The organism is Mesorhizobium sp. M0898, from assembly GCF_040319695.1.
Lineage (GTDB): Bacteria > Pseudomonadota > Alphaproteobacteria > Rhizobiales > Rhizobiaceae > Mesorhizobium.
In genome coordinates this window covers 1-26290 of the sequence record NZ_JAMYOE010000039.1, presented here as the reverse complement: position 1 = coordinate 26290, position 26290 = coordinate 1, and the positions used below count along the sequence as shown (strand labels likewise).

Sequence of the window (26290 nt, the reverse complement as noted above, 5' to 3'; positions counted from 1 at the left end):
CTCCCCTCGCGAGGAAGGAAGGGCGGCATCATGATCTCGCAGGTAATTGAAATGCGCCCACTGCCGGCCTAGTCATCTCGTTATGACAGCAGCCCAGATTTCCGCCGGCAGTCTCATTCGCGAATGGCGTACACGCCGGCGCATGAGCCAGCTCGACCTCGCCATGGAGGCCGAGATCTCGCAGCGGCATCTGAGTTTCGTTGAAAGCGGCCGCGCCGCACCCTCGCGTGACATGGTGCTGCATCTGGCGGAGCAGCTTTCGATCCCGCTCAGGCAGCGCAACCAGCTGCTGCTGGCCGCCGGCTTTGCCCCGAGCTTCAGCGAACGACCACTTGACGATGCCTCGATGGCACCGGCGATGGCGGCGGTCGAGACCGTGCTCAAGGCGCACGAGCCGTTCCCGGCGCTTGCCGTCGACCGGCATTGGAACCTGGTGTCGGCGAACGCCGCCATCGGCCCGTTCCTCGCCAATGTCGCCGACGCCTCCCTGCTGAAGCCGCCGGTCAACGTTTTGCGCCTCAGCCTGCATCCCGGCGGCATCGCGCCGCGCATCGTCAACCTTGCGGAATGGCGGACGCATCTTCTGGAGCGGCTGAAGCGGCAGAACGACGCTGCCGCCGATCCGGTTCTGGTCGAGCTCGAGCGCGAGCTTCGGGCCTATCTGTCCGGCCTTAAAAGCAGCCGGCCGGCGCCGGTCGAACCGAACGCGATTGTCTATCCGCTCAAGCTTGCCCATGGCGACGCGGTGCTGTCGTTCATCAGCACCATCACCGTGTTCGGCACGCCGCTCGACGTGACGCTGGCGGAGCTGGCGATCGAATCTTTTTTCCCCGCCGACGAGCAGACGCGGGCGGTGCTGATGCGGCTGGCGAAAGAGCGGACCGACGCAGCGGGCTGATCACCCTTCCGGCGCGACGGCCTTGCGGGTGCGGGTGCGTTCGAGACCCAGCTGGCGCTCGCGCCAGATGATGAAAATCCCCGCCGCAACCACGATCATGCCGCCGACCAGCATGTTGATCGTGGCGATATCGCCAAAGACCAGATAGCCGACGACGACGCCGAGGATCATCGAAGTGTATTCGAAAGGTGCTACGACGGAAGCCTCGGCATGGCGATAGGCCGAGGTCATCAGAATCTGGCCAAGCCCGCCGCAAAAACCCGCGGCAATCAGAAGCCCCGCCTGTGCTGGCGTCAGCGCCTGCCAGCCGAATGGCAGCGAAAGCAGCGCCATGACGCTCGCGGTTACCGAAAACCACAGCACGATGGTCGCCGTCCGCTCACTCTGGACGAGGTTGCGAACCAGGAGCATGGCGATGGCCGAGATCGCCGCGGCTATCAGGGCGGCGATGACGCCAAGCACCTCCTGATCGCCAAGGGCAGCGCCCGAACTGAGCAGCGTCAGTTCCGGCCACGAGATGATCAGCACCCCGACCAGGCCGACGGCAACCGCACTCCAGCGATAGATGCGGATGGCTTCGCCGAGGAAGATCGAACTGAACACCACGACCAGCAGCGGCTGCGCGTAGTTCAGTGTGATCGCCTCCGGCAGCGGCAGCCGCGTCAGCGCGAAGAAGCCGAGCCCCATGGCACAGACACCGACGACGCCGCGCGCAATGTGGTTGAGCGGGCGCTTTGTCGAAAAGGCGGTTCCGAGTTTTCCCTGGAAGGCGAGGAAGGCGATGATCGGAAAAATGGCAAAGAAGGAGCGGAAGAAGACGATCTGGCCCGCCGGGACGGTGCCTGCCGCCTTGATGCAGGACGACATGCCGACGAAGACCGCCACCGATACGATCTTGAGCAAGATCCCGGTCAGCGTGCTGTGCTCGCCGGCAAGGTCGCCAACTGCAAGCACTGGCAAATCCGGTCTGGCTGTCACGCCCCTCTTGCTTCCTCGATCGCCGCCCAGATGCACGCCGGCGTTGCCGGCATGTCGATATGCCTGATGCCGTAGGTGCGGTAGTGCGCGTCGGTCACCGCATTGAGCGCGGCAGGCGTCGACCCGATCGTACCCGCCTCCCGCGCGCCCTTGATGAAGGCCACATCCTCGCGACGCAACACAGAGGCGCTCGTTCCGAATTTCGGCGTGACGACGGTCATGGAAGCCTCGCGATGATGCTTGGGAAATGATCGCCTGAAATAGACGTCGCTGCAGTTTTGTCGAGGGAGCGTTTCGTGTAAAGAGCGCAGACTTCAAATTATTTGGACCAGCGGACCCGCCCGCCGCACCCGGATCGACAGGAAAAATCAAGGAATGCGCACAGATACCGGCCAGGTCTTCAAGCTCGAAGACTATCGCCCCAGTGATTATCTCATTCCGGAAACCAGCCTGACTTTCCGCCTTTCGCCTGAAGCAACGCATGTGACCGCCGTGCTGACGGTCGAACGCCGCGACGGGATTGCGGCGTCGGTGCCACTGGTGCTGGATGGCGACGGGCTGACGCTCCGCGGCATTGCCATCGACGGCCAGGAGCCGAGCCCTGCGGATTTTCTCGTCACGGCCGATCAACTGACAATCATCAGCCCTCCTGCGACAAGGCGCTTCCAGCTAAGAATTGAAACCGTGTTGGCGCCGGCGCAGAACGAAGCGCTGATGGGCCTCTATCGCTCGAGCGACGTCTATTGCACGCAATGCGAGGCCGAAGGCTTTCGCCGCATCACTTATTTCCTCGACCGTCCCGACATCCTGTCGGTCTATACGGTGCGTATCGAAGCTGAGCGCAATGAGGCGCCGCTGCTTTTGTCCAACGGCAACCCGGCCGATCGCGGCGAGCTTGCCGGCGGCTGGCACTATGCGGTCTGGCACGACCCCTTCCCCAAGCCGTCCTATTTGTTTGCGCTGGTGGCGGGCGACCTCGGCAAGATCTCGGACAGTTTTGTCACCCTGTCTGGCCGCAGGGTCGAGCTCGGAATCTATGTCGAACCGGGCAAGGAGAGGCTCGCCGGCTACGCCATGGACGCTTTGAAACGGTCGATGAAATGGGACGAGGAGGCATTCGGCCGCGAATACGACCTCGATGTCTTCAACATCGTCGCTGTGTCCGACTTCAATATGGGAGCAATGGAGAACAAGGGTCTCAACATCTTCAACGACAAATATGTGCTGGCCGACCAGGAAACCGCGACCGACGCCGATTTCGCCAATATCGAGGCCATCATTGCCCATGAGTATTTCCACAATTGGACAGGTAACAGAATCACTTGCCGCGACTGGTTCCAGCTTTGCCTGAAGGAAGGCCTGACCGTTTTCCGCGACCACGAATTCTCCGCCGATCAGCGCTCGCGCGCCGTCAAGCGCATCGCCGAGGTTCGTACGCTGCGCGCCCATCAGTTTCCCGAGGACCAAGGGCCGCTGGCGCATCCGGTCCGGCCTCGCCGCTACCGCGAGATCAACAATTTCTATACGGCGACGGTCTACGAAAAAGGCTCGGAAGTCGTGCGCATGATCCATACCATCCTCGGCGCCGAGACGTTCCGCGCCGGCATGGACCTCTACTTCGAACGTCACGACGGCCAGGCGGCGACGATCGAAGACTTCATCAAAGTGTTCGAAGACGTCTCGGGTCGCGACCTGTCGCAGTTTTCGCTGTGGTATCATCAGGCCGGTACGCCGAACCTGACCGTCAGTTCGGCGTATAATCCGGCAGCGCGGGAATTCACGCTCGAAATCGAGCAGTCGGTGCCGCCAACGCCGTCGGAAAGCCGCAAGCGGCTGATGCACATTCCGCTTGCCTTCGGCCTGGTTGGCGCCGGTGGCGAGGCGATAGCCCACAGCGGCGCCGAAGGGGCGAACGTCGAGGACTGTGTCATCCATATCCGCAAACGCCGCCATGTCGTCAGGTTTTCCGGGATTGGCGAGCGTCCAGCCATGTCGCTCAACCGCGGCTTTTCGGCGCCGGTGACACTTTCGGTCGAGCAGCGGCCCGACGACCAGTTTTTTCTGGCTGGGCACGACAGCGACGCCTTCTCGCGCTGGCAGTCGTTCAACACGCTTTTGACCGATGCGCTGATTGCAGCCTTCCGCCAGATCCTGGACCACAGGCAACCCGAGTTCAGCGCCCGGCTGACCGGGCTTGCCGGCAAGACAGCCGGCGACGAAGCGCTCGAACCCGCCTATCGGGCACTGGCGCTGGCGCTGCCCGGCGAGGCCGATATCGCCCGCGACATCGGCAAGAACATCGACCCCGACGCCATTTTCGCGGCGCGCGAGGCGCTGGCGGTTGCGATCGCCGAGGCCAACCGCGAGATATTCTCCAAACTTTACGATCGGCTCGCCGACACTGGTCCGTTCAGCCCGGACGCGGCCAGTGCCGGGCGGCGGGCGCTGCGCAATGTCCTGCTGGACTATCTGTGCTTGCTGCCGGGAGGTGCGGAACTCGCCGCCGGGCACTTCCAATCGGCGACCAACATGACCGACCGGGCCGCGGCGTTGACCGTGCTTGCGCACCGTCACCATGGCTCACCGGAGGCGACCAAGGCGCTGGCCGATTTCGAGGCGAAATATGCAACCGATCCGCTGGTCATGGACAAATGGTTCCAGATCCAGGCCAGCGTGCCCGGCCCGCAAACCGTCGACGCGGTGCGCGCCTTGACAGGCCATCCTGCGTTCTCGATGGCCAACCCGAACCGGGTACGGGCACTCATCGGCACGTTTTCCAGCGCCAACCAGACCGGCTTGCATCGCGCCGACGGCCAAGGCTACCGGCTTTTCGTCGAAACGGTGCTGCAGGTCGAAAAACGCAACCCGCAGGTGGCCGCCAGGCTGGCGACGGCGCTCAGGTCGTGGCGCTCGCTCGAACCGGTGCGGCAGGCCAAGGCAAGGGAGGCGTTGCTTTCGATCGCCAATACCGAGAAGCTGTCGGCCGATTTGCGAGACATCGTCGAGCGCACCCTGGCGTAAGCGACCTCCCGTTCTCCCCTTGTGGGAAAAAGGGAAGACCACTCGAAAACCCCATTATTTTAGTCGATTTTTAATCTTTTTTCGCCGCGCCTCTGGACAAGGCGAATCACCTTTGATTCTTTAGTGACGATTCGGAAGTGCGGCGTTGCCGGATCGTCAAGCGGGACAGAAAATCGGGGAGTGCCATTTATGGCGAAGGCGGACGCGTGGGGCGCGCCCGGTGGGACGGCTTTTGGGCGGCGCGAGGCGCGAAGCGACGGTCTCGCGGGCAATACGCGGCTAATCGCCGAACCTGCCTACCGACGGCTGCTGGCAGCCGAGCCGCTGTTGCGGCGATCGATACCGGCCCTCATCATCATGTTTCTGTTGATCATCGCAGTACTGCGCTTTCTGTCACTGATGAACGAGCGCGACGAGATCGAGCGCGACGCCAAGGCGATCCTTGCGCTGGCCGCCGGCCAACTGGCCAGTTCGATCGCTGCCGATGCGACAATGGGTTCCACGCCAGGTGCGATCCAGGACCTGCTGGAGAGCACCGGTCGTCAGGGCGCGATGGGCCGAAGCCACGTACTGGCGATCACCGATAGCGCCTTCAAGATCATTGCCGTATCGCCGCAGTCGATGCACTGGGAGGGCCGGTCGCTCGATGGCGTCGTACAGGGCGGGCAGCCGCTGTTCATGTTCGGCGACCGCGCCGGGGTGATGGAGGTCAGCATCGGCGGACAGGACTGGTACGCGGCAGTGAGCCTGGCGAACGGCCGAAAGGGTGCCGCGGCAGCGTTCGTGCCGCGGGAGGCAGTTTTTGACGCCTGGCGCAAGACGGTGTCACTCAATGTCACGCTGTTCGTGCTGACGGCCGGTGTGCTGATCATCATCCTCTACGCCTATTTCGGCCAGGCGGCGCGCGCCCAGGCCGCCGATCGCATCTATCTCGAAGCCCACCAGCGCATCGACATGGCGCTGGTACGCGGCCGCTGCGGCCTGTGGGATTGGGACATGGTGCGCGGCAAGATGTACTGGTCGCGCTCGATGTACGACATGCTGGGCTACGAGCCTTGTGACACGATGCTGTCGTTCGGCGAAGTCGATGAAATCATTCATCCCGAGGACGGCGATTTGTTCGAACTCGCCAACAGGATCGTCGCACGCGAGATCGACCATATCGACCAGGTGTTCCGGATGCGCCATGCCGACGGGCAATGGGTTTGGATGCGCGCAAGAGCACACGTTATCGACCCGGAAGCGCCGGAGATCCAGCTGATCGGCATCGCCGTCGACGTCACCGAGCAGCGGCATCTGGCGCTGCGCTCCGAAGCGGCGGACCTGCGCCTGAGGACGGCCATCGAAAACATCAACGAATCTTTCGTGCTGTGGGATTCGTCCGAGTGCCTGATCATGTGCAATTCCAAATACCAGCAGGACAACGGCCTGTTGGATCGCGACGTGATGCCGGGCGCTCCGCGCGCCGTTCTGGAAGAACGCATGCTGGCCTTCGCCTCGGAGCGGCGGCTTGCCAACACCAACGGACCGCAGGGAGGCGTGACCTTCGAGCGCCAGCTTGCCGACGGCCGCTGGCTGCAGGTGAACGAGTTGCGGACAAGGGATGGCGGTACCGTCTCTGTCGGCTCCGACATCACCCAGATCAAGCTGCACCAGGAGAAGCTGGTCGACAGCGAGCGCCGGCTGATGGCGACAATCCATGACCTCAGCCTTGCCCGCCGCGCGGAAGAAGAACGGGCGCGTGAGCTCGTCGAACTCAATCGCAAATACATGAAGGAAACCGAGCGCGCCGAAGCGGCAAACCGGGCCAAATCCGAATTCCTGGCCAACATGTCGCATGAGTTGCGCACCCCGCTCAACGCGATCATCGGCTTCTCGGAACTGATGGAACGGCGGTTGTTCGGGCCGCTGGGTTCGCCGCGCTACGAAGAGTATGCCACCGACATCAACGCAAGCGGCAAATATCTTCTCGGTGTGATCAATGACATCCTCGACATGTCGAAGATCGAGGCCGGCCAGTTCGCCTTGGATCAGGAAGAAATCGATCTCTGCCCGCTCATCAGGGAGACGGTTCGCGTCGTTTCTCTGCAGGCGGCGGAAAAGTCGATCACCGTCGAAACCCGCATCGCCGATTCGCTGACGCTGTTCGCCGACCGCAGGGCGATCAAGCAGATCCTCATCAACCTTCTGTCCAATGCGGTGAAGTTCACCGGGCAAGGCGGCCACATCTCGGTCAGAGCCCGCAGCATTTCCAGCGCGCTGATCCTGACGATCGAGGACAATGGCTGCGGCATCCCGAAGGCGGCGCTGAGCAAGCTCGGGCGGCCATTCGAACAGGTGCAAAACCAGTTCTCCAAGAGCCATGCCGGCTCCGGCCTCGGCCTCGCCATCTCGCGCTCGCTGGCCGAACTTCAGGGTGGCGCCTTGAAGATCCGCTCGACCGAAGGCACCGGCACGATCGTCTCGGTACGCATCCCGATCAAGAAAGCCGCGCAGGCGGTCAAGGCGGCTGCCTGAATGACAAAATAAGTCTCCGGCGGCTCGCACCGCCGGAGCGTTATCAATTCTCACTGCATGCCGTCAGCGCCGTCATTGCCCTCGCCGTCCCATTGGCCGTGACCGCCGGGACCCTTCGGCAGTTCGTTCTTCTCGATTTTCCCGTCATTGTCACGGTCGAGCATGGCAAAGACCTTCTTCTGGCGGCTTGCGATGTCATCGGCGGTCAGCGTGCCGTCGCCCTTGGTGTCGTAACGGGCGATGATGCGCCTGGCCATCTGCTCGAAGCGTGCTTTCTCCAGCGCGTCGGCGAGCTGTGCCACGGTCAGCTTGCCGCCATTGTCGGCGACCATCTTCTTCAGCCGCGCGTTCATGGCGTCGGAGAACTGGTCGAAGGTGATCGTGCCGTCATTGTCCTTCATGACCTTGCCGAGGCGCATCATCATGCCGTCGCGCGGCCCGGCCACGGAGTGCTCGTCTGCATAGGCAGCGGTGCCGACGGCGCCGGCCAGGGCTGCGAAAACGAGTGCAAGTCTGGTTGTCTTTCTCATGGTCTTCTCCTGTTGCATCGTCACCCCCGATGCTAGAGCGGCGGACCTTCAATCCCCCGCTCCATCTCTTTGATTGAACATCGGAACCTCCCAAAGCAGGTCGCAATTTTGGGTCCGATGCTCTCGCCCGTACGGCTGGTTGCCGTCACGGTTGTTTCGCACGAAGCAGAAGGTCGAAATCCTTTCTGACCTTCTGCGACGTCTCCCCGAGATGCGCTTCAAGCACCCCGAAATCCGGCAGGTCGGTGATGGCCAGAAGCAGATCCGAAAGCCCTGGCGGAACGTCGTCGCGTTCGAACGCGCCGGTGAGGCAAAGCCGTATCATCTGGGTCAGCGCCAAATAGAGCGAATAGGCATCCACCAGTTCCTGCCTGACCTGCGCGCTGGCGAAATCCGGCGCCAGGCGCGACAGGACCTCAGCCGTGCCGGTGGCCCTGCGGCCTGCCTCGATCTTTCCGGTGATCAGCGCAACCTGGGCAATGAATTCGAGATCGATGAGGCCGCCCGGGATCAGCTTGATGTCCCAGGGATCGCGCGGCGGCTTCTCCTTGTCGACCATGGCGCGCATCTCGGATGCCTCGGCCATCACCTTGGCTGGATCGCGCGGCAGAGCGAGCACTGCGGCAACGTCCCCTTCGATCTCGCGGCAGAGTTCGGCATCGCCGCCGATCGTGCGGGCGCGCGCCAGCGCCATGTGCTCCCATGTCCAGGCGTCCTGGCGCTGATATTTCTTGAAGGCGTCGACATGGGTAGCCACCGGCCCCTTGTTGCCGGACGGCCGCAGGCGAAGGTCGAGCTCGTAGAGCACGCCCTCGGCGGTCGGCGCGGAAACGGCGGCGATCAGCCGCTGCGTCAGCCGGCTGTAGTAATGCGACGGGGCAAGCGGCTTGTCGCCGTCGGACTCCTCCGCATCGGCGTCGTGATCGTAGAGCAGGATGAGGTCGACGTCGGAGCCCGCCGTCAGTTCGCGGCTGCCGAGCTTGCCCATGCCGAGCAGCGCGACCCGGCCGCCGGCAATATGGCCATGACGCAAAGCGAATTCCGCCATCACCGCCTGCAATGCCGCCTCGATGGTCAGGTCGGCGAGATCGGAAAAAGCGCGGCCGGCGCGCGGCGGGTCGATCGACCCGGCAAGCAGCCTGACGCCGATCAGGAATTTTTGCTCCGAAGCAAAGATGCGCAGCCGGTCGAGCAAGTCTTCATAGGCTCTGTCGCCTTCGAGGAAGGCGGCAAGGCGCGCCGACAGATAGGCGCGGTTTGGCAGTTCGCTCAGCAGCGCCGGATCGAGCAGCCCATCGAAGACATGCGGCCGGCGCGTGATGATGGCGGCCAGCCGCGGTGCCGCGCCCATGATAGTCGCCATCAGCTTCAGCAAAGCCGGATTCGACTGCAGCAGCGAAAACAGCTGGATGCCGGCAGGCAGGCCGGCAAGGAATTCGTCGAAGCGGATCACTGCCTCGTCCGCCCGCCGCGTCTGACCGAAGGCTTGCAGCAGCGCCGGCGTCAGTTCGGTCAGCCGCTCGCGCGCCTCCGCCGACCGGGTGACGCGGTAGCGGCCGAAGTGCCAGCCGCGGATAACCCGGCAGATGTCGCTCGGCCGCTGGAAGCCGAGCCGCTGCAAGGTCTGCAAGGTATCGGGATCGTCGACGTCCCCGGTAAAGACCAGATTGCCGATGCCGGCCGAAAGCTCCGGCGCGGTTTCGAACAGCGCTGCATAGTGACGCTCGACCTGGTGCAGCGCCGCGCGGAACGTTTCGGCAAAGCCTGCCGCATCGGCAAAGCCCAGCATGCGGGCGACGCGCTCCAGCCCCTCTTCGTCCTCCGGCAGGATATGCGTCTGCTGGTCGGCAACCATCTGGATGGCATGTTCGACGCGGCGCAGGAACCAGTATTGCCTGGTGAGCGCATCGCGCGCGTCGGCGGTGATCCAGCCGCGCGCGGCGAGGTCGCCGAGCATCGGCACGGTCTCGCGGCCGCGCAGTTCGGGAAAGCGGCCGCCAGCGATAAGCTGCTGGGTCTGGACGAAGAACTCGATCTCGCGGATGCCGCCGCGACCGAGCTTGACATTGTGGCCTTTGACCGCGACCTCGCCATGGCCTTTGTGGGCATGGATCTGGCGCTTGATCGAATGGACGTCGGCAATCGCCGCATAGTCCATGTATTTGCGCCAGATATAGGGCTGCAGTTCCTTCAGGAACGCGGCGCCGGCGGCAAGATCGCCAGCCACCGGGCGGGCCTTGATCATGGCGGCGCGCTCCCAGTTCTGGCCGCGCGCCTCATAGTAGCGCAGCGCCGCCTCGACCGGGATCGCCAGCGGCGTCGAGCCGGGGTCGGGACGAAGCCTGAGATCGGTGCGGAAGACGTAACCGTGCTCGGTGCGGTCCTGGAGGATACGAACAAGCCGGCGGGTCAGGCGCGAAAACAGCTCTGTGGCATCGAGCGGATCGACGACGGCAGGCGCATCGGGGTCGAAGAAGACGACGAGGTCGATGTCGGAGGAGAAGTTCAGCTCATGCGCGCCGAGCTTGCCCATGCCGAGCAGAATCCAGCCCGAGCGTCGCGCCGGATTTTTGGCATCCGGCAATCGGAGCTTGCCTTGCTCATGCGCGTCGCGGAGCAGGAAATCGACAGCCGCACGCGTGCAGGCGTCGGCAAGGTCGCTCAGTCGCCGCACCGTCAGCGAGGTCTCGGCCTCGCCGGCGAGATCGGCCAAGGCGATCAGGAAATGCGCCTCCGCCTTACATTGGCGCAGCTCCATCATCAGGCTGCTTTCGGAGACGGCCTCTACGCGTGCTGCCGTGTCGACCGCGGCGCCGATCGATGACAGCCGCGCCTCGACGCTCCCGTCGAAAAGCGCATCGAGTATCCGTGGCCGGCGGCGCGCGGTATCGCGCAGGAACGGCGACAGGTCGAACACGGCGGCGAGGAAATCCTGGACGACCCCCTTGCCGGCGAGAGATTTCGCCAGTCGCGGCAGTTCCTTTTGCCGCGCGGCGTCGGCGATCTCCGACAATTCCTGCCTGGCGCGGCTTGCATCCAGCGGAACGAGCTCTACCGCCGGCTTCAACAGCCAGTCCGTTTCGAGGCGTCGCACTGCCATCCTCGCAACCATCAGCGATCCTCCCGCCCGGGAAAACTCATGACGACCGACAATCCGGGATTGCCGGGCAGAAGCTCAAGCCGTCCATTGTGGAATGTCATGATCGCCTTGGCGAGACTCAAGCCAAGGCCGGATCCCGGCTGCGAGCGGCTCTTTTCCAGCCGCACGAAACGCTCGGTCACCCTGGCGCGGTCAACATCGTCGGAAATGCCCTGGCCGTTGTCGGAGACGGCGAGTCTGATCTCGCTACCGACACGCTCCAGCGTCACGCGAACCATAGGCCTGGAGGTCGAGTCGGTCGAATATTTGATCGCGTTGTCGACGATGTTGGACAGCGCCTGGCCAATCAGCTCGCGATTGCCGTTGACGGCGAAGGAACCTTGCACCGAAGTTTCGAGCGTCACGCCCGCCTCCTCCGCTACCGGCTCGTAGAGTTCGACGACGTCGTGCACGGCAGCGGCCAGATCAACCCTCGTGGTGCTTTCCGAGGAATAGCCGGCTTCCAGTCGCGAGATCATCAGGATGGCGTTGAAGGTCTTTATCAGCTGATCGGATTCGGCGATCGTTCCTTCCAGCGCCTGCCGGTAGTCGCTGGTGTTGTGCTTGCCGGAAAGCGTCGCCTCGGCGCGATTGCGCAGCCTGGTGAGCGGCGTTTTCAGGTCGTGGGCGATGTTGTCGGAGACCTGCTTCAGGCCCTCGTTCAGCGTGGCGATCCTGGCCAGCATGGAATTGAGGTTTTCCGACAGCCGGTCGAACTCGTCGCCGGCGCCGGTGACCGGCAGCCGGCCGGAAAGATCGCCGCCCATGATGCGGCGGCTCGCCTCCGACACGCTGTCGATGCGCTTCAGCGCCGCGCGCCCGACGAAGAACCAGATCAGCAGCCCGCCGACGCCCATCATGCCGAGCGCCAGCATCAGAGCGCGGCGAATGACGGCGCGGAAGCGCTCCGGCTCGCCGAGGTCGCGGCCGACCAGCATGATCATCTGGTTGGGCAGGCGCAGCACCAGGGCAATGGCGTTATGGCCCTTCTCGCCTTCGGCCTGTACTTCGCTCTGGGCGGGCTCGTTCGGGTCGGAGACCGGGTTGCGCTGCCGCTCGAGTTCGCCCTCGCCGAAGCGGCGGTAGGAGAACGGCTCGGTGGTCCAGCCCTCGGCCTCGATCACGCCCGGCTCCAGGCTCTGCACGTTGCCGGTCAGGATCTGGCCGTTGGCATCGGCGATCAGATAGAGATTGGCGCCGGGCTGGCGGGAGCGCTGCTCGACGACGCGGACCAGCAGCGGGAGGCCGCCGCGCTGATAGGCGCGGGCGAGGCCGAGCACCTCGTCGTTGATCGTGTCCTGGGTCTGGCCGGTCAGCATGCGCGCCGACAGCGAGGTCATGTAGAACACGAGCAGCACCGCGCAGATGGCGAACAGCAGGAAGTAGAGCGCCGAAAGCCGCGCTGCCGTCGTCTTCATGATGGCCGGCACGGAAAGAGCCATGGGGTTCTAGCCGCTTTTCAGCATATAGCCGGCGCCGCGAACCGTGTGCAGGATCGGCTTGTCGAAGCCCTTCTCGATCTTGCCCCGCAGCCGCGAGATATGAACGTCGATGACATTGGTCTGCGGATCGAAATGGTAGTCCCAGACATTCTCGAGCAGCATGGTGCGGGTCACCACCTGGCCGGCATGGCGCATCAGATATTCGAGCAGGCGGAACTCGCGCGGCTGCAGCGTTATCTCGCGCCCGGCGCGCCGGACCGAGTGCGACAGTCGGTCGAGTTCGAGATCACCGACCCGGTAGACGGTTTCGGCTTCCCTGGCGCTGGCGCGGCGGTTCAGCACCTCGACGCGGGCGAGCAGTTCGGAAAAGGCGTAGGGTTTGGTCAGATAGTCGTCGCCGCCGGCGCGCAGACCGGTGACCCGGTCGTCGACTTCGCCGAGCGCCGACAGGATCAGCACGGGCGTCGTATTGCCCCGGGACCTGAGCCCGGCAATGACGGACAGGCCGTCGCGGCGCGGCATCATGCGATCAACGACCATGACGTCATAGTCGCCGGAATCAGCGAGCGCGAAGCCGGTTTCGCCGTCGCCGGCGACATGGGCGGTATGGCCGGCCTCGGCGAACGCCTTCTGCAGGTAGTCGGCTGCCTCGCGATCGTCTTCTATGACGAGAATCTTCATAGAACCGTTATACGCGATTTCGCTGGAAGATTGAGTGGCCGGCATATGCATCGTGGCCTTCTCCATGGCGTATCGCGAACAAAGTGATTCAGGGATACGCGGTAAGTCTTTGTTTTAGCATGTCGTAGCCTAAAACCGCCTCACGCCTTGAGCGGCATGTTCGAGCGGCAGCGGGCGATGGGAGGCCCGCTGCCGCTGGGGCGGAACACGATGGATGACGAACGTATTCAGGCCCCGTGCTTTCCCGTGCGGCGGCTCGGGGGTGTTGAAAACCGCCGCACCGGAAAAGTCGACCACTAGAGCGCCGCGCGTCCTCTTGGACGCGCAAAGGACGCTCTAGCACCTTGAATCGGCGCATGAGCCTTTCCGAAAACGGAATACGTGTTCGGGGTCATGCGCTCAGCCCTTGGCGACAGGCAGTGCGACGAAGCGGTTGCTGTCGTCGCGGGTGATCTGCATCAGCACCGCCTTGCGGCCGGACTTCATCGCGTCGGCCATCGCCTTGTCGACGTCGCCGGCGCCGTTCACTTCCGCCGAATTGACGGAGGTGATGACGTCGCCGGGCTGGATGCCGCGATCGGCGGCATCGCTGTCAGGGTCGACATCGGTCACCACAAGGCCCTTGCCATTGTCAGACTTGGTGACGGTCAGGCCGAGATCGGCGAGCGTGTCGGTCTTCGGCGCGGGGGCAGGCTGCTGGTCGGCCGAGGCCTGCTTGTCGCTCGACGGCAGCTTGCCGAGATCGACCTTGACCGCCTCGCTCTTGCCGTTGCGCCACACCGTGACATCGACAGATTTGCCGGGCGGGTAAGCGCCGATCAGGCGGGCGAGTTCCTTCGGCGAAGCAACATCCTTGCCGTCCACCTGGGTGATCACGTCACCGGCGGTGATGCCGGCCTTCTTGCCGGGACCGCTGTCCTGCGCGCTGGCAACGAGCGCGCCCTTGCCGGATCCAAGGCCAAGCGATTCGGCGATTTCGGGCGTGACCGGCTGGATTTCGACGCCGAGCCAGCCGCGCTGCACGGTGCCGTTCTTCATCAGATCCTGCACGACCTGCTTGGCGGTCGAAGCGGGAATGTCGAAGGCAATGCCGACGCTGCCGCCCGACGGCGAGAAGATCGCGGTGTTGATGCCGACAACCTGGCCGTTGAGGTTAAAGGTCGGGCCGCCCGAATTGCCGCGGTTCACCGAGGCGTCGATCTGGATGAAGTCGTCATAGGGACCGGCGCCGATATCGCGGCCGCGGGCCGAAACGATGCCTGCGGTAACCGTGCCGCCGAGGCCGAACGGATTGCCGACAGCCACCACCCAGTCGCCGACGCGAACCTTGGAATCGTCGGCGAAGTCGACATAGGTGAACTTGTTGCCGTCATCGACCTTGAGCACGGCAAGATCGGTGCGCGGATCGGTGCCGATCAGCTTGGCGTCGAGTTCCTTGCCGTCATTGGTCACCACGGTGAAGGCGGTGCCCTCCTCGACGACATGGTTGTTGGTGACGAGATAGCCGTCATCGGAGATGAAGAAACCGGACCCTTGCGCCACCGGCCGCGGCTGGTCGTTGTTGCGGTCGCGGTGTCCAAATCGGCGCATTCCGTTCGGGCCCTGATCGCCGCCTTGATCGCCAAAGCCGCGGAATTCGCGGAAGAACCGGCGCAGCTGCGGGTTGTCGGGAAGATTGCCTAAGCCGTCCTCGTCGTCCATCTGGCCGGAACCGTCATCGGCCGTCGACTGGATCTTGGCCTTGACGCGCACGCTGACGACCGCCGGCGAAACGCGCTCGACCACATCGGCGAAGCTCGGGACCTGCGGTGCCTCGACACGCACGGCGTCGGCCAGCACCGGGGCTGTCCCGGTGGCAACAGCACCAAAGCCGATCGCGCCGGCAATGGCCAGGGATGCGGCTGCGGCCAGCAGGCGTTTGCGGGTGCGTAGATATGAATTGGGGGCAACATTCATGGTTCTCGTATCCTCTTTTCAAGGGACGCCCCTTGATTGGCATCCTCGACAAAGGAAATAGAGAGCCGCACATTACGGCGCCATTTCCGGTACATGAAACTTTCGTAATGTATCGATCAATCGCGGCGGAGCATCTTGTCCAGCGCCGCCTGTTCCTCGGCAGTTAATGCAGCGGTCACCGTCGAACGGCGCGAGCGGGCGGCCAGCAGGATGAATGTCCCGCCAACGAGCAGCAGAAGAACTGGCGTCCCCCAGAGCAAAACATTGCGCAGATTGAAGCGTGGCTTCAGCAGCACGAATTCGCCGTAGCGCGAAACGACATAGTCCATCACCTGCCGGTCGGTATCGCCGGCGACCAGGCGCTGGCGCACAAGGATGCGCAGGTCGCGGGCGAGGTCGGCATCGGACTCGTCGATCGACTGGTTCTGGCAGACCATGCAGCGCAGGCCTTCCGACAATGCGCGCGCCCTCGCCTCGAGTGCCGGGTCGGCCAGCACCTCGTCGGGCTTGACGGCCTGCGTGGCGCCGGCGAACAACAGCGCCAGCAGCAGGACCAGCGAGGCCAGCGTGGCCCTTTTCATTGCGGGCTCGCCGATGGCACGCCGGCCGCAGCCTTGCGGCGCGACGGTGCGCCGACGCGCAGGCGGCGGTCGAGCAGCGACATCGCCGCGCCCGCCATCATCACCATTCCGCCGCCCCAGATCAGCGTCACCAGCGGCTTCCACCACAGACGAACGACCACAGAGCCATCGCTGCCCTCGTCGCCAAGCGAAAGATAGAGCTGGCTGAAGCCGATCGTCCTGATGCCGGATTCGGTCGTGGTCATCTGGCGCACCGGATATGAGCGCTTGGCCGAGGTGATCTCGCCTGCGACGCTGCCGTCGGCGCCAAGCAGGGCGAAGCGGCCGCGATCCTCACTGTAGTTAGGCCCCTGGGCCGGGTAGAGCCCCTCGAAGCGCAGCTTGTGGCCGGACAGTTCGACGGTCTCGCCGGCATGCATCGACAGGATTTTTTCGGTGCCGAAGCAAAGCGTGCCGACAATGCCGAGCGTTGTCAGCCCGAGGCCGAGATGCGCAAGCGCTGTGCCGAAGACCGAGCGCGGCAGGCCGGCGAAGCGCCTGAGCATGGTGGCTGGCGCGACGGTGCCGAAGCCGGATTTGACGGCGAGATCGGTGAGCGCGCCGCAGATCAGCCAGAAGGCAAGGCCGACACCGAGTGCCGCCAACACCGAAGCGCCATCGATGAACAGGCCCGTCACCAGCACGGCGAGCAGCGCCGCCGCGAAAGCCGCCATCAGACGCTGGGCGACCGCGAAAATGTCACCGCGCTTCCAGGCGAGGAGCGGCCCGAACGGCACGACGACCAAGAGCGGCACCATCAGCGGGCCGAATGTCAGGTTGAAGAAGGGCGCGCCGACCGAAATCTTGTCGGCAGACAGGGCTTCGACCACGAGCGGGTAGAGCGTGCCGACCAGCACGGTGGCGGTGGCGGTGGTCAGGAACAGATTGTTCAGGACCAGCGCGCCTTCGCGCGAGATCGGGTGAAACAGGCCGCCGGCCGTCAGCCGGGAGGCGCGCAAGGCAAACAGCGCCAGCGAGCCGCCGATGAACAGCGTCAGGATGCAGAGGATGAACACGCCACGCGTCGGATCGGTGGCGAATGCGTGCACCGAGGTCAGCACGCCGGAGCGCACCAGGAAGGTGCCGAGCAGCGACAGTGAGAAGGTCAGGATCGCTAGAAGCAGCGTCCAGATCTTCAGCGCCGAGCGCTTTTCCATGACGATCGCCGAATGCAGCAGCGCCGTGCCCGCCAGCCACGGCATGAAGGATGCGTTCTCGACCGGATCCCAGAACCAGAAGCCGCCCCAGCCGAGCTCGTAATAGGCCCAGTAGGAGCCCATGGCGATGCCGCCGGTGAGGAACATCCAGGCAACCAATGTCCACGGCCTTACCCAGCGCGCCCACGAAGCGTCAATGCGGCCCTCGATGAGGGCAGCGACAGAGAAGGAAAAGCAGATCGAGAAACCGACATAGCCGAGATAAAGCAGCGGCGGATGGATGGCGAGGCCGAGGTCCTGCAGGATCGGGTTGAGATCGCGGCCCTCGATAGGCGCCGGATTGAGCCTGACGAACGGGTTCGACGTCGTCAGGATGAACAGGAAGAAAGTGGCGCCGATCGCTCCCTGCACGGCAAGCACATTGGCCCGGAGCGTCGCCGGAAGATTGCCGCCGAAGACGGCGACGAGCGCGCCGAAGAAGGTCAGGATCAGCACCCAGAGCAGCATCGAACCTTCGTGATTGCCCCAGGTTCCGGTGATCTTGTAGATCAGCGGCTGCAGCGAATGCGAGTTCTCCCAGACGCTCTCAACCGAGAAGTCGGAGCCGGCGTAGGCGGTTGCCAGCGCCACGAAAGACAGCGCCGTCAAGGCAAAGCCGGTCAGCGCGGCCGGTGCGCCGACGGCCATCATCTTGTGGTTGCCGGTGCGCGCACCGAACAGCGGCACCATCGTCTGCACCAGGGCCAGCGCAAACGCCAGGACCAGGGCGAAATGTCCGGTTTCAACCATTGTCACCGCACCCGCTAGTCACTCTTGCTCTCCTGCCATACGCCCTTGGCCTTGAGGCCGTCGGCCACTTCCTTGGGCATATAGGTCTCGTCATGCTTGGCCAGCACGCTGTCGGCGACAAAGATTCCGTCAGGGCCAAACGAGCCTTCGGTGATCACGCCCTGCCCTTCCCGGAAGAGGTCGGGAAGAATGCCGGTATAGGTGACCTTGACGTTCTTCTGGTTGTCGGTCACCGAAAAGGCGACGGTGGCGCCTTGGCCACGCTCGACCGTGCCTTTTTCGACGAGACCGCCGAGCCTGATGCGCTGGCCCGGCTGAAGGCTGGCGGTGGCCAGATCGGCCGGCATGTAGAAATAGGAGGCCTTCTGGCCAAGCGCGTAGAAGGTCAGCCCGGTGGCAACACCGAGAAACCCCAGCCCCGCTGCGATCACCGACAGTCGTTTCTGCTTGCGCGTCATCGTCTACTCCGTCGCCGTCACGCCAAGCGAGGCGGCAAAGGCGGCGAATTTCCTGGCCTGGTCACTGTCCGCGCCAAAGACGGCGATACCGCGATTGAGCGCGTCACGCGCCTGATCTGTCTTGCCCAGTACGGCATAGGAACGAACGAGCTGCATCCACCCTTCCTCGTCGCGCGGATTTTGCCGAAGCCTTTCGTCGAGGCCGGCAACCATGGTGCTGATCATGGCTTGCCGGTCCTGCGGCGACATCGAGGAGGCAGCATCGATATCCTCGGCGGTCGGCCCTTTGGCGGGCGCCTCCGAAGCGACGCTGCGGGCGGCGGATTCGGCCAGCGCCTGCTCGACGGCGCCGCGCCACGGCGAGCCCTGCGGCAAGGCGGCAAGCATTTTTTGCCAGGCCGCCGTGGCTTCAGCTATGCGGCCTTCCTGTGCCATGCCCATGGCGAAATAGAACGCGGCCTTCGGATTGGCCGGATCGAGCTTCAACGCCGCCTCGAAAGCCGCCTGCGCTTCGGCGGAGACAATGCCGCCGGCCGCATTGGCGATCGCCTCGCCAAGACCCGCCTGGCGGGCGGCGCTGTCGCCGTCGAGGCGGATGGCGTTGCGATAGGCGGTCACCGCATCGGCGTATCGCTGCATGCGCAGATAGACCGGCGCCAGCACGTCCCAGCCGCGGCCATCGGATGGGTTGGCCGCCAGGTGCGCCTCGGCGCGGGCTATCAGCTCGTCGACCGAGCTGTCGGCGGGGTTCTTGGCCAGGCGTTCGCTGAGCGGCTGCGACGGCAGGTCGGGTGAGCCGAGCTGGCCATAGAGGCCCCAGCTGACCAGCGGAACCAGCAGCACGGCCGCCGTCGCCACCAGCCTTGTCGACCGCGACGGCTGCGTCGCCGTCTCGTCGGCGTGGCCGGCATTGCTCAGGCGAAGGATGCGGCGGGCGATTTCGGCGCGTGCCTCTTCGGCCTCCATTGGCCGGATCAGGCCACGCGCCATATCGCGGTCAAGCTCCGCCAGCTGGTCGCGATAGACTTCAAGGTCGTGATCGCCGGCAGCGGACGCGTTCTTCGATCCGCCGGCCAACGGCAGCAGCACCGCCAAGCTTGCGCCCAGCGTCAGGAGTGCGGCTATGACCCAAAACAGCATGGCTCTTCCAATAGAACGAGACCCTTGCCCTGCCAACACAAGCGTGCTGCGACGCTTTGGCGGGGCCGCTCCGATCGATAATGCATGTCGCGCAAAAGTGTGCAGCGGTTTTGCGATAACGACCATGCATCAAAACAAGAACCTATAGCGCGTCGCATGACGCCGGTCGAACGCGACGCGCTTTAGTGCCGGACCGGTATCGGCGGATCGACGGCCGGGCGTCTTTGTTTTTGCGCAATTCCGGACGGAAAACCGTTTCACACTTTTCCTGGAATTGCGCTACGTCAGCGGCGTCCAGCTGCCGTCGGCATTGCGGCAGGCGGTTCCGCGCGCGGTGGCGCCGGCGGTGCCGGTAAACACCGTATGGGTGTATTGCCGGCAGTCCTGCGAGCCGACGCGATAGGGCTGGGCGGCGACCACTTCGCCGCGATGGGCCGAACTGTCGCTCTTCCAAGCCACTTTCTGGCCGCTCGCCGTGTATTCAAGCGCCTTGTATTCCGCCTCGAGCGCGCTGCGCTTCTCGGTCTCGCTCAGGCCGGCGCCGATAGAACCGCCGACGAGGCCGCCGCCCATGGCGGAGATGATCGTCATCGCCACCTTGGCGCCGCTGGGGGGCGTCGCGGCCGGCGTCACCGTAACGGCCGGGCCCTTGCCGAGCGTCGTGCAGCCGGAGACGGCGAGCAGGGCGGAAACGAGCGCGACGCGAATCTTCATGCCAATACCGGCTTTCTTGAGCTGGACCGCCGCGCTGTCAGCAGCTGGCGCGGCCATAATGTCGATGTTTGTCGGAAATTTGGCCGCAGCCAGCCACCTGGAAAAGCAATCTGGAAAAGCATTACTGAAGGCTCCGCAATCGAACCATCGCCTTCAATCCACCCATGATGGATCGTTCCAGCGCCAGAGAGCCTCCATACTCGTTGACAAGGTCGGCGACAATGGCAAGTCCGAGCCCGCTGCCCGGTTTTGTCTCGTCGAGCCGCCGGCCGCGCTGCAACACCTCGCGCGCCTTGTCGTCGGGAATGCCGGGGCCGTCATCCTCGATGCTGATCTCGAACAGGTTGGCTGCGCCTTCCGTGCCAGCGCCACCTTTGCTGGAGATTGGCTTGACCGAAACGGCGACCGCGCTCCTTGCCCATTTCATCGCATTGTCGAGCAGATTGCCGAGCAGCTCCTCCAGGTCCTCGCGTTCGCCGGCAAAGACGATGTCGGTGGCCGGCAGCGACAGCGACAGCGCCGTCTGCGGGTTGAGCTTTTGCAGCACCCGAACCATGCGCTGGACCAGCGGCGCCACCGGCGTACGGTAGACGACGCTGTCGCGCTGCGCGGCGACGCGGGCACGTTGCAGATAATGGTCCACTTGCTTTTGCATGGAAGCGGCCTGCTCGGCGATCAGCTGGCCCTTGGCGCCACCCAGCGCCCGTCCCTCGTTGAGCAGCACGGCAAGCGGCGTCTTCAGCGAGTGCGCGAGGTTGCCGACCTGCGTGCGCGACCGCTCGACGATACGCCTGTTGTTCTCGATCAGCGCATTGGTCTCGTTGGCGAGCGGCTCTATCTCGGCCGGGAAACGGCCGTCTAGGCGCTGCGCGGTTCCTTCGCGCACCATGGCAAGCGCATTCCTGACCCGGCGCAGCGGCTGCAGGCCGAGCAGGATGGCAATCGCATTGATGGCGATCATGCCGACGCCGAACAGCGACAGATAGGTCAAAAGGCGCCGCTGGAAGGTGGCGATTTCCTGCTCGAGCTCGGTCTGGTTGCCCATGACGCGGAAGCGCGCGGCGCGGTTTTTCGCATCGAGCACGAACTCGCTCTCGAACACCTCCAACTGCTCGCCTTCGATGCCGTCCGCTGAATAGCTGCGCTGGAAGCTGGCATTGAAGGGCACCTCGGCAACGCTTGGCGACGGGATCGCCTTGGTCATCGACGACGAATGGAGATCGCCGTGCACGCCTTCCGAGGCAGGCTCGACCGACCAGTACCAGCCGGAATTCGGTTCCGAGAACCTCAAATCACCAAGGTCGGGGGCGCCGGTCAATTGGCCGCTTTCAGAAACGCCGACCGAGCCGATCAGGTTGAACAGATGCGCCGAAAGCAGGCTGTCGAAACCGCGCTCGCTGGCCTGGCGATAGAGCGTGGTGATCAAGGTGAAGATGACGACCAGAGTGAGGATCGCCCAGACGGTGGAAAAGGCGATGACGCGAAACGCCACCGAACGCGGCCATGACCGCAGCGACGGCGTGTTCGAGACGGCGGGTTTTGTAGGCAGCGGTTCCGCGTTACGCCTCCGGCTTACGCATGCGGTAGCCCATGCCGCGAACAGTTTCGATCATGTCGATGCCCATCTTCTTGCGAAGCCGTCCGACAAAGACCTCGATCGTGTTGGAATCGCGGTCGAAATCCTGGTCGTAGAGATGCTCGACCAGCTCGGTCCGGGACACCACCTCGCCCATGTGGTGCATCAAATAGGCAAGCAAGCGGAATTCGTGCGAGGTCAGCTTCAGCGGCACGCCGTCGACGTCGGCCTTGGAGGCCTTGGTGTCGAGGCGGAGCGGCCCGCAGGTCAGTTCGGACGAAGCGTGCCCGGCAGCACGCCGGATCAAGGCCCGCACCCTGGCCAGGATTTCCTCGATGTGGAAGGGTTTGGTGACGTAGTCGTCGGCGCCGGCGTCGATGCCGGCAACCTTGTCGCTCCAGCGGTCGCGTGCCGTCAGGATCAGCACCGGCATCTTGCGGCCGCCGCGCCGCCAGCGTTCGACCACGCTGATGCCGTCCATCTGCGGCAGGCCGATGTCGAGCACCACGGCATCGTAGGGCTCGGTGTCGCCGAGAAAGTGCCCTTCCTCGCCGTCGAAAGCGCGGTCGACGACATAGCCGGCATCGACCAGCGCGTCGCCGATCTGCCGGTTGAGATCCTTGTCATCTTCGACGACGAGTACGCGCATGCGGAAGGCCTGTTGAAGCTGTTCAGATATAGGCCGATTCCGGCAGACTGGGAAACGGCACGGTTCAGTTCAGCGGAACGACGATCTCCGAGCGACGCGGACGCTGCCCTTCCTTGCCCGGAACCAGCACGACGATGACGCAGACCGGCTGGCCGCCGCGTGTCGACTGCGAGGCCTTGGCCAAGGTGCCGCCATTCTGCTCGGCCACCTGCTGGCCGATCGCATAGCAGTCGGAGGCGGCGAGGACGACCGGTTGGGGCTGCTCGGGCACGACAACGGGGATCGCCATCGCCTGCGACGCAAGCAGACCGGCGGCTGACAGCGCCAGTGCCGCGGTCCGGAAGTGGGAGCGAAGGGTTTTCATGGTCAGCGTTCTAACGCGCCGGTGCTGAACGTGATATGAACGGTGAACGCTCGAATGCATGCCCGCCACACCCCTGAAGCGCGAGATTACCGGATTGCCATTTCGCCGCCCATCCCGCGAAATTGCCAAGTTTAACCTAGCCCTCCGATCCTTCGCCGACAACCGGGCATCGTTTGGCAGTGAAAGGCAATCGCTTCAGGTTTGCCCCGACTTCGACAATCGATCCGGCAACCGAAGGCAGATTCAGGCGAACCGACCGGAAATAAAAACCCGCCTCTGCGGCGGGTCGCTGGCGCCATCAGCACCATAGCCGAATTAGTAGCATAGCTGCTGGCACAAAGCAAGAACAAAATTGCCGGATTGTAAAAAATGCCCGGTGGTCAGCCCTCGTCCTTGATCACGGCGCGGAAGCGCAGCAGCCCGTGATGGGCCGAAAGGTCCTCGTCGTAGCGGGCTTCGGCGAATTCGAGCTTGAGGTAGGCGCGGCGATGTTCGCCGAGCGAGAGAGCCGTATCGCGCAGGCGGGTGCTAACAAGGTCCATGATGTCATTGGTTTCCTTGCTGGCCTCTGATTTCGACCAGACATGCAACGTCAGCAACTGTTCTGCGTCGTTCTCCATTCCCGTTGCCCAATCGTAGACGCTGGTGCGGCCGAAGGTCATGTGGGGGAACGCAACATTTTCCGGCGCACGGTCGAACAATCGTGCGTCGCCCAGTGCCGCCGATAAATCGGGATCGTCATTCACTGCCTCGAATATGGCCTTCTGCAATTCGACGGCCGGCGCGGTCATCGTCTTTCCCTTCGTCCGTCGCGTCGACCTCCCGGCTGCGTAGCTGCGTTGCATGAAGGCATCCCGCCAAAGCGCGAATCAGCGCGTCTCATGCGGATTATGAACCTTCATGATCTCGGCAATAAGCCCTGCTCCTGGAATGCGCGACGCCCCGGCCGTCCGCGCCACGGACCCTTGAGGGTGATGCCAACCTGCGCGAAGTCATTTGGCATGCAGGAGTTCGAAAAAAGGATGCTATGACGATGTCTGGTTTCCAGACATTCGAGGTCGTTTTTCGTGCGCGAGCCGTCGCTGCTGCCTGTCTTCGGAAAGCTTGGGGCCAAGGCGCCGCCGGTCGCGATTGCGGCGTCGACCATGTCGATGACCGTCAAGAGTCTGGTCAACCACACTCGGGAGGTGCTCTCGGCGTACGGTAGCCTGGCCCTGAAGCTGTCCGTCGTTTTGTGGACGGTGCTTGTCGTGGCGGCAGTATTCTTCATCGCCCAGGCCTGATCGAGCGACATTCATTGATTGGGCGGAAACGAAAGGACCCAAGATGGCAAAGCGCTACGCGCTCCGTATGGAACATCCTCACAGCTGGACCGTCTTCGACGTCTTCACCGGCCAGCCGGTCGAGCTCAAGCAGCAACTCACGGCCAGTTTGAACACGCGCGATGCGGACGCGATGGTCGACCGGCTGAACGGTCGCGACGTCAAGCGGCGAGCGAAGGCGGACCGGAAGCCCTGAGAAAGCGTCTTGTGGACGGATCGCGACGGACTAGCGAAAATCGGCCGCAGTCAGCACATATATGCTCCTGCGGGTGCGGGCATAGGCATTCCTGGCGACATCGTGGATCGAGTTGGAAGCCGTGTCGAAGGCTGCCAGGTAGGTAGCTTCTGAGGCCGCCGTTCCCGGCTGCATCTTGGAGATGGCATCGGTTGCGACAGAGAAGGAAATCTGGAACATCCCGTCATGGCCGACGAAGCGGATGCGTTTGCTTGCCTCGTCGTAGCTGCGGCTGGGATTGGGAAATGTCAGGCTCATGATTTCGCCTCCGTCGATGCAGATACGGCCTTCTTGACTGCCCGTGACGCCCGCTTCTTCTTTGGTGCGACCGGATTCAGAGCTTCCGCCGCGCGGTCCGCCTCTTCCTTGGCCAGTCGCAATTCCCTCAGCCTTGCCGTTTTGATGCTCCTCGCCTTGGCTTCCGAGAGATATTCGGCAGTTGCTTTGTTCCGCTCCGCCGTCTTCTTTTGATTTTCCATGAAGCGGGCCTGAGCTTTTTCCATGATGTTCTGATTGCCTTCGGCCATCGGTAAAATCTCCCTTGCAGCGAAAGTCGTGAATGTGAATTCACCAGAAAATAGGTGTTCAAAGATAGAAATTCAATTTCATTAATATTCGGCAAGGCCCGAACACCAGGGGATAACCAGGCAAGATAATACGTTCAATATTTCATGTGCCCTATGAATATTTTTTGGCGCTCCTATCAATCGAGTGCCAGGGCGCCTATAGAGAGGGGCGGCCGCCTAAGCTGGCCCCAGAAAGAGTCCCCATGAAATTCCGGCCACTCCACGATCGCGTCGTCATTCGGCGCGCCGAAAGCGACACCAAATCCAAGGGCGGCATCATCATCCCCGACAATGCCAAAGAAAAACCGCAGGAAGGCGAAGTGATCGCTGTCGGGCCGGGCGCGCGGGACGAAAGCGGCGCGCTGATCCCGCTCGACGTCAAGGCCGGCGACCTCATTCTGTTCGGCAAATGGTCCGGCACCGAGGTCAAGATAGACGGCGAGGACCTTCTGATCATGAAGGAGGCCGATATCATGGGCATCATCGAAAAAAGCGAGACGGGCATCATCGACAAGACCGTGGCTGCCAAGAAGGCCGCCTGATTGGAAGGCCGCGCGCCCTCCCGCGCGCGCGCAAAGGACGCTCCGAGCTTTGATTCAGGCGCTGCAAGCGCCTTGCCACGACAACCGAACTGGAAAAGATCATGTCTGCCAAGGAAATCAAATTCTCCACCGACGCGCGTGACCGCATGCTGCGCGGCGTCGAAATCCTCAACAACGCCGTCAAGGTGACGCTCGGCCCCAAAGGCCGCAACGTCATTATCGACAAGGCCTACGGCGCGCCGCGCGTCACCAAGGACGGGGTGGCCGTGGCAAAGGAAATCGAGCTTTCCGACAAGTTCGAAAACATGGGCGCGCAGATGGTGCGCGAAGTGGCCTCGAAGACCAACGACCTTGCCGGCGACGGCACCACCACCGCCACGGTGCTTGCCGCTTCCATCCTGCGCGAGGGCGCCAAATTCGTTGCCGCCGGCATGAACCCGATGGACCTCAAGCGCGGCATCGATCTTGCCGTCAGCGCCGTCGTCCAGGAAATTCAGGCGCGCGCCAAGAAGGTCAAGTCCTCAGCAGAGATCGCGCAGGTCGGCACCATTGCCGCCAATGGCGACACCAGCGTAGGCGCCATGATCGCCAAGGCGATGGACAAGGTCGGCAATGACGGCGTCATCACCGTCGAGGAGGCCAAGACCGCCGAAACCGAACTAGACGTCGTCGAAGGCATGCAGTTCGACCGCGGCTATCTCTCGCCCTATTTCGTCACCAATGCCGAGAAGATGCGCGTCGAGCTGGAAGAGCCCTACGTGCTCATCCACGAAAAGAAGCTCGGCAATCTGCAGGCGCTGCTGCCCATCCTCGAAGCCGTGGTGCAAAGCGGCAGGCCGCTGCTGATCATCTCCGAGGACGTCGAGGGCGAAGCGCTGGCAACGCTGGTCGTCAACAAGCTGCGCGGCGGCCTCAAGGTAGCGGCCGTCAAGGCGCCTGGCTTCGGTGACCGCCGCAAGGCGATGCTGGAAGACATCGCCGTGCTCACCGCCGGAC

25 protein-coding genes are annotated in these 26290 nt (G+C 63.6%); 7 read left to right on the top strand and 18 right to left on the bottom strand.

All coding sequences use genetic code 11. The features are described from left to right. Positions 1 to 82 precede the first annotated feature (82 nt). Positions 83 to 898, top strand: coding sequence for a helix-turn-helix domain-containing protein (locus tag NKH90_RS27765; protein WP_352770701.1), 816 nt, complete (start codon positions 83 to 85; stop codon positions 896 to 898). On the opposite strand, the gene NKH90_RS27760 is transcribed toward NKH90_RS27765, so the two are convergent. Beyond that, positions 899 to 1876 carry a DMT family transporter gene (locus NKH90_RS27760; RefSeq protein WP_502897762.1) on the bottom strand — a complete coding sequence of 326 codons (978 nt, stop codon included), beginning with the start codon at positions 1874 to 1876 and terminating at the stop codon, positions 899 to 901. Then, positions 1873 to 2097 carry a hypothetical protein gene (locus NKH90_RS27755; protein WP_352616908.1) on the bottom strand — a complete coding sequence of 75 codons (225 nt, stop codon included), beginning with the start codon at positions 2095 to 2097 and terminating at the stop codon, positions 1873 to 1875. The genes NKH90_RS27760 and NKH90_RS27755 overlap by 4 nt, the downstream gene beginning before the upstream one ends. Positions 2098 to 2251: 154 nt before the next feature. Here NKH90_RS27755 and pepN point away from each other — a divergent pair, with 154 nt between their 5' ends. Then, positions 2252 to 4897 carry an aminopeptidase N gene (gene pepN / locus NKH90_RS27750; protein ID WP_352822218.1) on the top strand — a complete coding sequence of 882 codons (2646 nt, stop codon included), beginning with the start codon at positions 2252 to 2254 and terminating at the stop codon, positions 4895 to 4897. A 189-nt stretch (positions 4898 to 5086) separates the two neighbouring features. Next, on the top strand, positions 5087 to 7414 hold the full coding sequence (locus NKH90_RS27745; RefSeq protein WP_352822215.1) for a PAS domain-containing sensor histidine kinase: 2328 nt from the start codon (positions 5087 to 5089) through the stop codon (positions 7412 to 7414). 50 nt (positions 7415 to 7464) lie between these two features. Here the strand turns inward: NKH90_RS27745 and NKH90_RS27740 are convergent, their stop codons facing one another. The 14 genes from NKH90_RS27740 to NKH90_RS27675 all read right to left on the bottom strand — a co-directional run bounded on the left by NKH90_RS27740 (position 7465) and on the right by NKH90_RS27675 (position 23420). Beyond that, positions 7465 to 7944, bottom strand: a complete 480-nt coding sequence (locus tag NKH90_RS27740) for an EF-hand domain-containing protein (protein ID WP_352770692.1) — start codon at positions 7942 to 7944, stop codon at positions 7465 to 7467. A gap of 145 nt (positions 7945 to 8089) precedes the next feature. Continuing rightward, positions 8090 to 11056 (bottom strand): bifunctional [glutamine synthetase] adenylyltransferase/[glutamine synthetase]-adenylyl-L-tyrosine phosphorylase, encoded by a 2967-nt coding sequence (locus tag NKH90_RS27735; RefSeq protein ID WP_352770688.1) that lies wholly within the window; start codon positions 11054 to 11056, stop codon positions 8090 to 8092. After that, on the bottom strand, positions 11056 to 12525 hold the full coding sequence (locus NKH90_RS27730) for a sensor histidine kinase (RefSeq protein WP_352822212.1): 1470 nt from the start codon (positions 12523 to 12525) through the stop codon (positions 11056 to 11058). Before NKH90_RS27730 ends, NKH90_RS27735 begins: the two co-directional genes overlap by 1 nt. 6 nt (positions 12526 to 12531) lie before the next feature. Next, positions 12532 to 13206, bottom strand: coding sequence for a response regulator transcription factor (locus NKH90_RS27725; protein WP_254819962.1), 675 nt, complete (start codon positions 13204 to 13206; stop codon positions 12532 to 12534). 399 nt (positions 13207 to 13605) lie between these two features. Beyond that, complete coding sequence (locus tag NKH90_RS27720; protein ID WP_352770683.1) at positions 13606 to 15162, bottom strand: Do family serine endopeptidase; 1557 nt, start codon at positions 15160 to 15162, stop codon at positions 13606 to 13608. 116 nt (positions 15163 to 15278) lie between these two features. Continuing rightward, a complete protein-coding gene (locus NKH90_RS27715) occupies positions 15279 to 15743 on the bottom strand; it encodes a cytochrome c-type biogenesis protein (RefSeq protein ID WP_352770680.1) in 465 nt (154 codons plus the stop codon). Beyond that, positions 15740 to 17728 (bottom strand): heme lyase CcmF/NrfE family subunit, encoded by a 1989-nt coding sequence (locus NKH90_RS27710; protein WP_352822209.1) that lies wholly within the window; start codon positions 17726 to 17728, stop codon positions 15740 to 15742. The genes NKH90_RS27715 and NKH90_RS27710 overlap by 4 nt, the downstream gene beginning before the upstream one ends. 14 nt (positions 17729 to 17742) lie before the next feature. Next, positions 17743 to 18186, bottom strand: coding sequence for a cytochrome c maturation protein CcmE (gene ccmE / locus NKH90_RS27705; protein WP_352770675.1), 444 nt, complete (start codon positions 18184 to 18186; stop codon positions 17743 to 17745). Between the two features lie 3 nt (positions 18187 to 18189). Next, the gene (gene ccmI / locus NKH90_RS27700) at positions 18190 to 19326 is read right to left on the bottom strand and encodes a c-type cytochrome biogenesis protein CcmI (protein ID WP_352770673.1); all 1137 of its coding nucleotides are present in this window, start codon (positions 19324 to 19326) and stop codon (positions 18190 to 18192) included. Positions 19327 to 19605: 279 nt separating this feature from the next. Further along, on the bottom strand, positions 19606 to 20040 hold the full coding sequence (locus tag NKH90_RS27695; protein WP_352770670.1) for an RT0821/Lpp0805 family surface protein: 435 nt from the start codon (positions 20038 to 20040) through the stop codon (positions 19606 to 19608). A 121-nt stretch (positions 20041 to 20161) separates the two neighbouring features. After that, complete coding sequence (locus tag NKH90_RS27690) at positions 20162 to 21589, bottom strand: ATP-binding protein (protein ID WP_352471109.1); 1428 nt, start codon at positions 21587 to 21589, stop codon at positions 20162 to 20164. Between the two features lie 10 nt (positions 21590 to 21599). Further along, complete coding sequence (locus NKH90_RS27685; RefSeq protein WP_023718390.1) at positions 21600 to 22265, bottom strand: response regulator transcription factor; 666 nt, start codon at positions 22263 to 22265, stop codon at positions 21600 to 21602. A gap of 64 nt (positions 22266 to 22329) precedes the next feature. Next, positions 22330 to 22629, bottom strand: coding sequence for a hypothetical protein (locus NKH90_RS27680; protein ID WP_352471009.1), 300 nt, complete (start codon positions 22627 to 22629; stop codon positions 22330 to 22332). A 380-nt stretch (positions 22630 to 23009) separates the two neighbouring features. Next, positions 23010 to 23420, bottom strand: coding sequence for a DUF3168 domain-containing protein (locus NKH90_RS27675; protein ID WP_352471008.1), 411 nt, complete (start codon positions 23418 to 23420; stop codon positions 23010 to 23012). 276 nt (positions 23421 to 23696) lie between these two features. On the opposite strand from NKH90_RS27675, the gene NKH90_RS27670 reads away from it, so the two are divergent. Further along, positions 23697 to 23912 carry a hypothetical protein gene (locus NKH90_RS27670; protein ID WP_352471007.1) on the top strand — a complete coding sequence of 72 codons (216 nt, stop codon included), beginning with the start codon at positions 23697 to 23699 and terminating at the stop codon, positions 23910 to 23912. 43 nt (positions 23913 to 23955) lie between these two features. Then, positions 23956 to 24147: a hypothetical protein gene (locus NKH90_RS27665; protein WP_352501784.1), complete on the top strand. Its 192-nt coding sequence runs from the start codon at positions 23956 to 23958 to the stop codon at positions 24145 to 24147. 30 nt (positions 24148 to 24177) lie between these two features. Here NKH90_RS27665 and NKH90_RS27660 read toward each other — a convergent pair whose 3' ends face one another. Next, complete coding sequence (locus NKH90_RS27660; RefSeq protein ID WP_254819951.1) at positions 24178 to 24444, bottom strand: DUF1488 family protein; 267 nt, start codon at positions 24442 to 24444, stop codon at positions 24178 to 24180. Then, positions 24441 to 24713, bottom strand: coding sequence for a hypothetical protein (locus NKH90_RS27655; protein WP_352471005.1), 273 nt, complete (start codon positions 24711 to 24713; stop codon positions 24441 to 24443). Before NKH90_RS27655 ends, NKH90_RS27660 begins: the two co-directional genes overlap by 4 nt. Before the next feature lie 242 nt (positions 24714 to 24955). Here NKH90_RS27655 and NKH90_RS27650 point away from each other — a divergent pair, with 242 nt between their 5' ends. Then, entirely contained in the window at positions 24956 to 25294 is a 339-nt protein-coding gene (locus NKH90_RS27650) for a co-chaperone GroES (protein WP_352471004.1), read from the top strand. Between the two features lie 101 nt (positions 25295 to 25395). Beyond that, the coding region (gene groEL / locus NKH90_RS27645) for a chaperonin GroEL (RefSeq protein ID WP_352822206.1) at positions 25396 to 26290 on the top strand (895 nt) is incomplete at its 3' end.

Bases quoted from the DNA above. Each gene is read 5' to 3' on its own strand.
- NKH90_RS27685 (WP_023718390.1), bottom strand. From the start codon at position 22,265: ATGCGCGTACTCGTCGTCGAAGATGACAAGGATCTCAACCGGCAGATC.
- NKH90_RS27725 (WP_254819962.1), bottom strand. From the start codon at position 13,206: ATGAAGATTCTCGTCATAGAAGACGATCGCGAGGCAGCCGACTACCTG.
- ccmI (WP_352770673.1), bottom strand. From the start codon at position 19,326: ATGCTGTTTTGGGTCATAGCCGCACTCCTGACGCTGGGCGCAAGCTTG.
- NKH90_RS27740 (WP_352770692.1), bottom strand. From the start codon at position 7,944: ATGAGAAAGACAACCAGACTTGCACTCGTTTTCGCAGCCCTGGCCGGC.
- NKH90_RS27655 (WP_352471005.1), bottom strand. From the start codon at position 24,713: ATGGCCGAAGGCAATCAGAACATCATGGAAAAAGCTCAGGCCCGCTTC.
- NKH90_RS27720 (WP_352770683.1), bottom strand. From the start codon at position 15,162: ATGAATGTTGCCCCCAATTCATATCTACGCACCCGCAAACGCCTGCTG.
- NKH90_RS27695 (WP_352770670.1), bottom strand. From the start codon at position 20,040: ATGAAGATTCGCGTCGCGCTCGTTTCCGCCCTGCTCGCCGTCTCCGGC.
- NKH90_RS27730 (WP_352822212.1), bottom strand. From the start codon at position 12,525: ATGGCTCTTTCCGTGCCGGCCATCATGAAGACGACGGCAGCGCGGCTT.
- NKH90_RS27680 (WP_352471009.1), bottom strand. From the start codon at position 22,629: ATGAAAACCCTTCGCTCCCACTTCCGGACCGCGGCACTGGCGCTGTCA.
- NKH90_RS27660 (WP_254819951.1), bottom strand. From the start codon at position 24,444: ATGAGCCTGACATTTCCCAATCCCAGCCGCAGCTACGACGAGGCAAGC.
- ccmE (WP_352770675.1), bottom strand. From the start codon at position 18,186: ATGACGCGCAAGCAGAAACGACTGTCGGTGATCGCAGCGGGGCTGGGG.
- NKH90_RS27715 (WP_352770680.1), bottom strand. From the start codon at position 15,743: ATGAAAAGGGCCACGCTGGCCTCGCTGGTCCTGCTGCTGGCGCTGTTG.
- NKH90_RS27735 (WP_352770688.1), bottom strand. From the start codon at position 11,056: ATGGTTGCGAGGATGGCAGTGCGACGCCTCGAAACGGACTGGCTGTTG.
- NKH90_RS27665 (WP_352501784.1), top strand. From the start codon at position 23,956: ATGGCAAAGCGCTACGCGCTCCGTATGGAACATCCTCACAGCTGGACC.
- NKH90_RS27650 (WP_352471004.1), top strand. From the start codon at position 24,956: ATGAAATTCCGGCCACTCCACGATCGCGTCGTCATTCGGCGCGCCGAA.
- NKH90_RS27745 (WP_352822215.1), top strand. From the start codon at position 5,087: ATGGCGAAGGCGGACGCGTGGGGCGCGCCCGGTGGGACGGCTTTTGGG.
- NKH90_RS27765 (WP_352770701.1), top strand. From the start codon at position 83: ATGACAGCAGCCCAGATTTCCGCCGGCAGTCTCATTCGCGAATGGCGT.
- pepN (WP_352822218.1), top strand. From the start codon at position 2,252: ATGCGCACAGATACCGGCCAGGTCTTCAAGCTCGAAGACTATCGCCCC.
- NKH90_RS27755 (WP_352616908.1), bottom strand. From the start codon at position 2,097: ATGACCGTCGTCACGCCGAAATTCGGAACGAGCGCCTCTGTGTTGCGT.
- NKH90_RS27710 (WP_352822209.1), bottom strand. From the start codon at position 17,728: ATGGTTGAAACCGGACATTTCGCCCTGGTCCTGGCGTTTGCGCTGGCC.
- NKH90_RS27675 (WP_352471008.1), bottom strand. From the start codon at position 23,420: ATGACCGCGCCGGCCGTCGAATTGCAGAAGGCCATATTCGAGGCAGTG.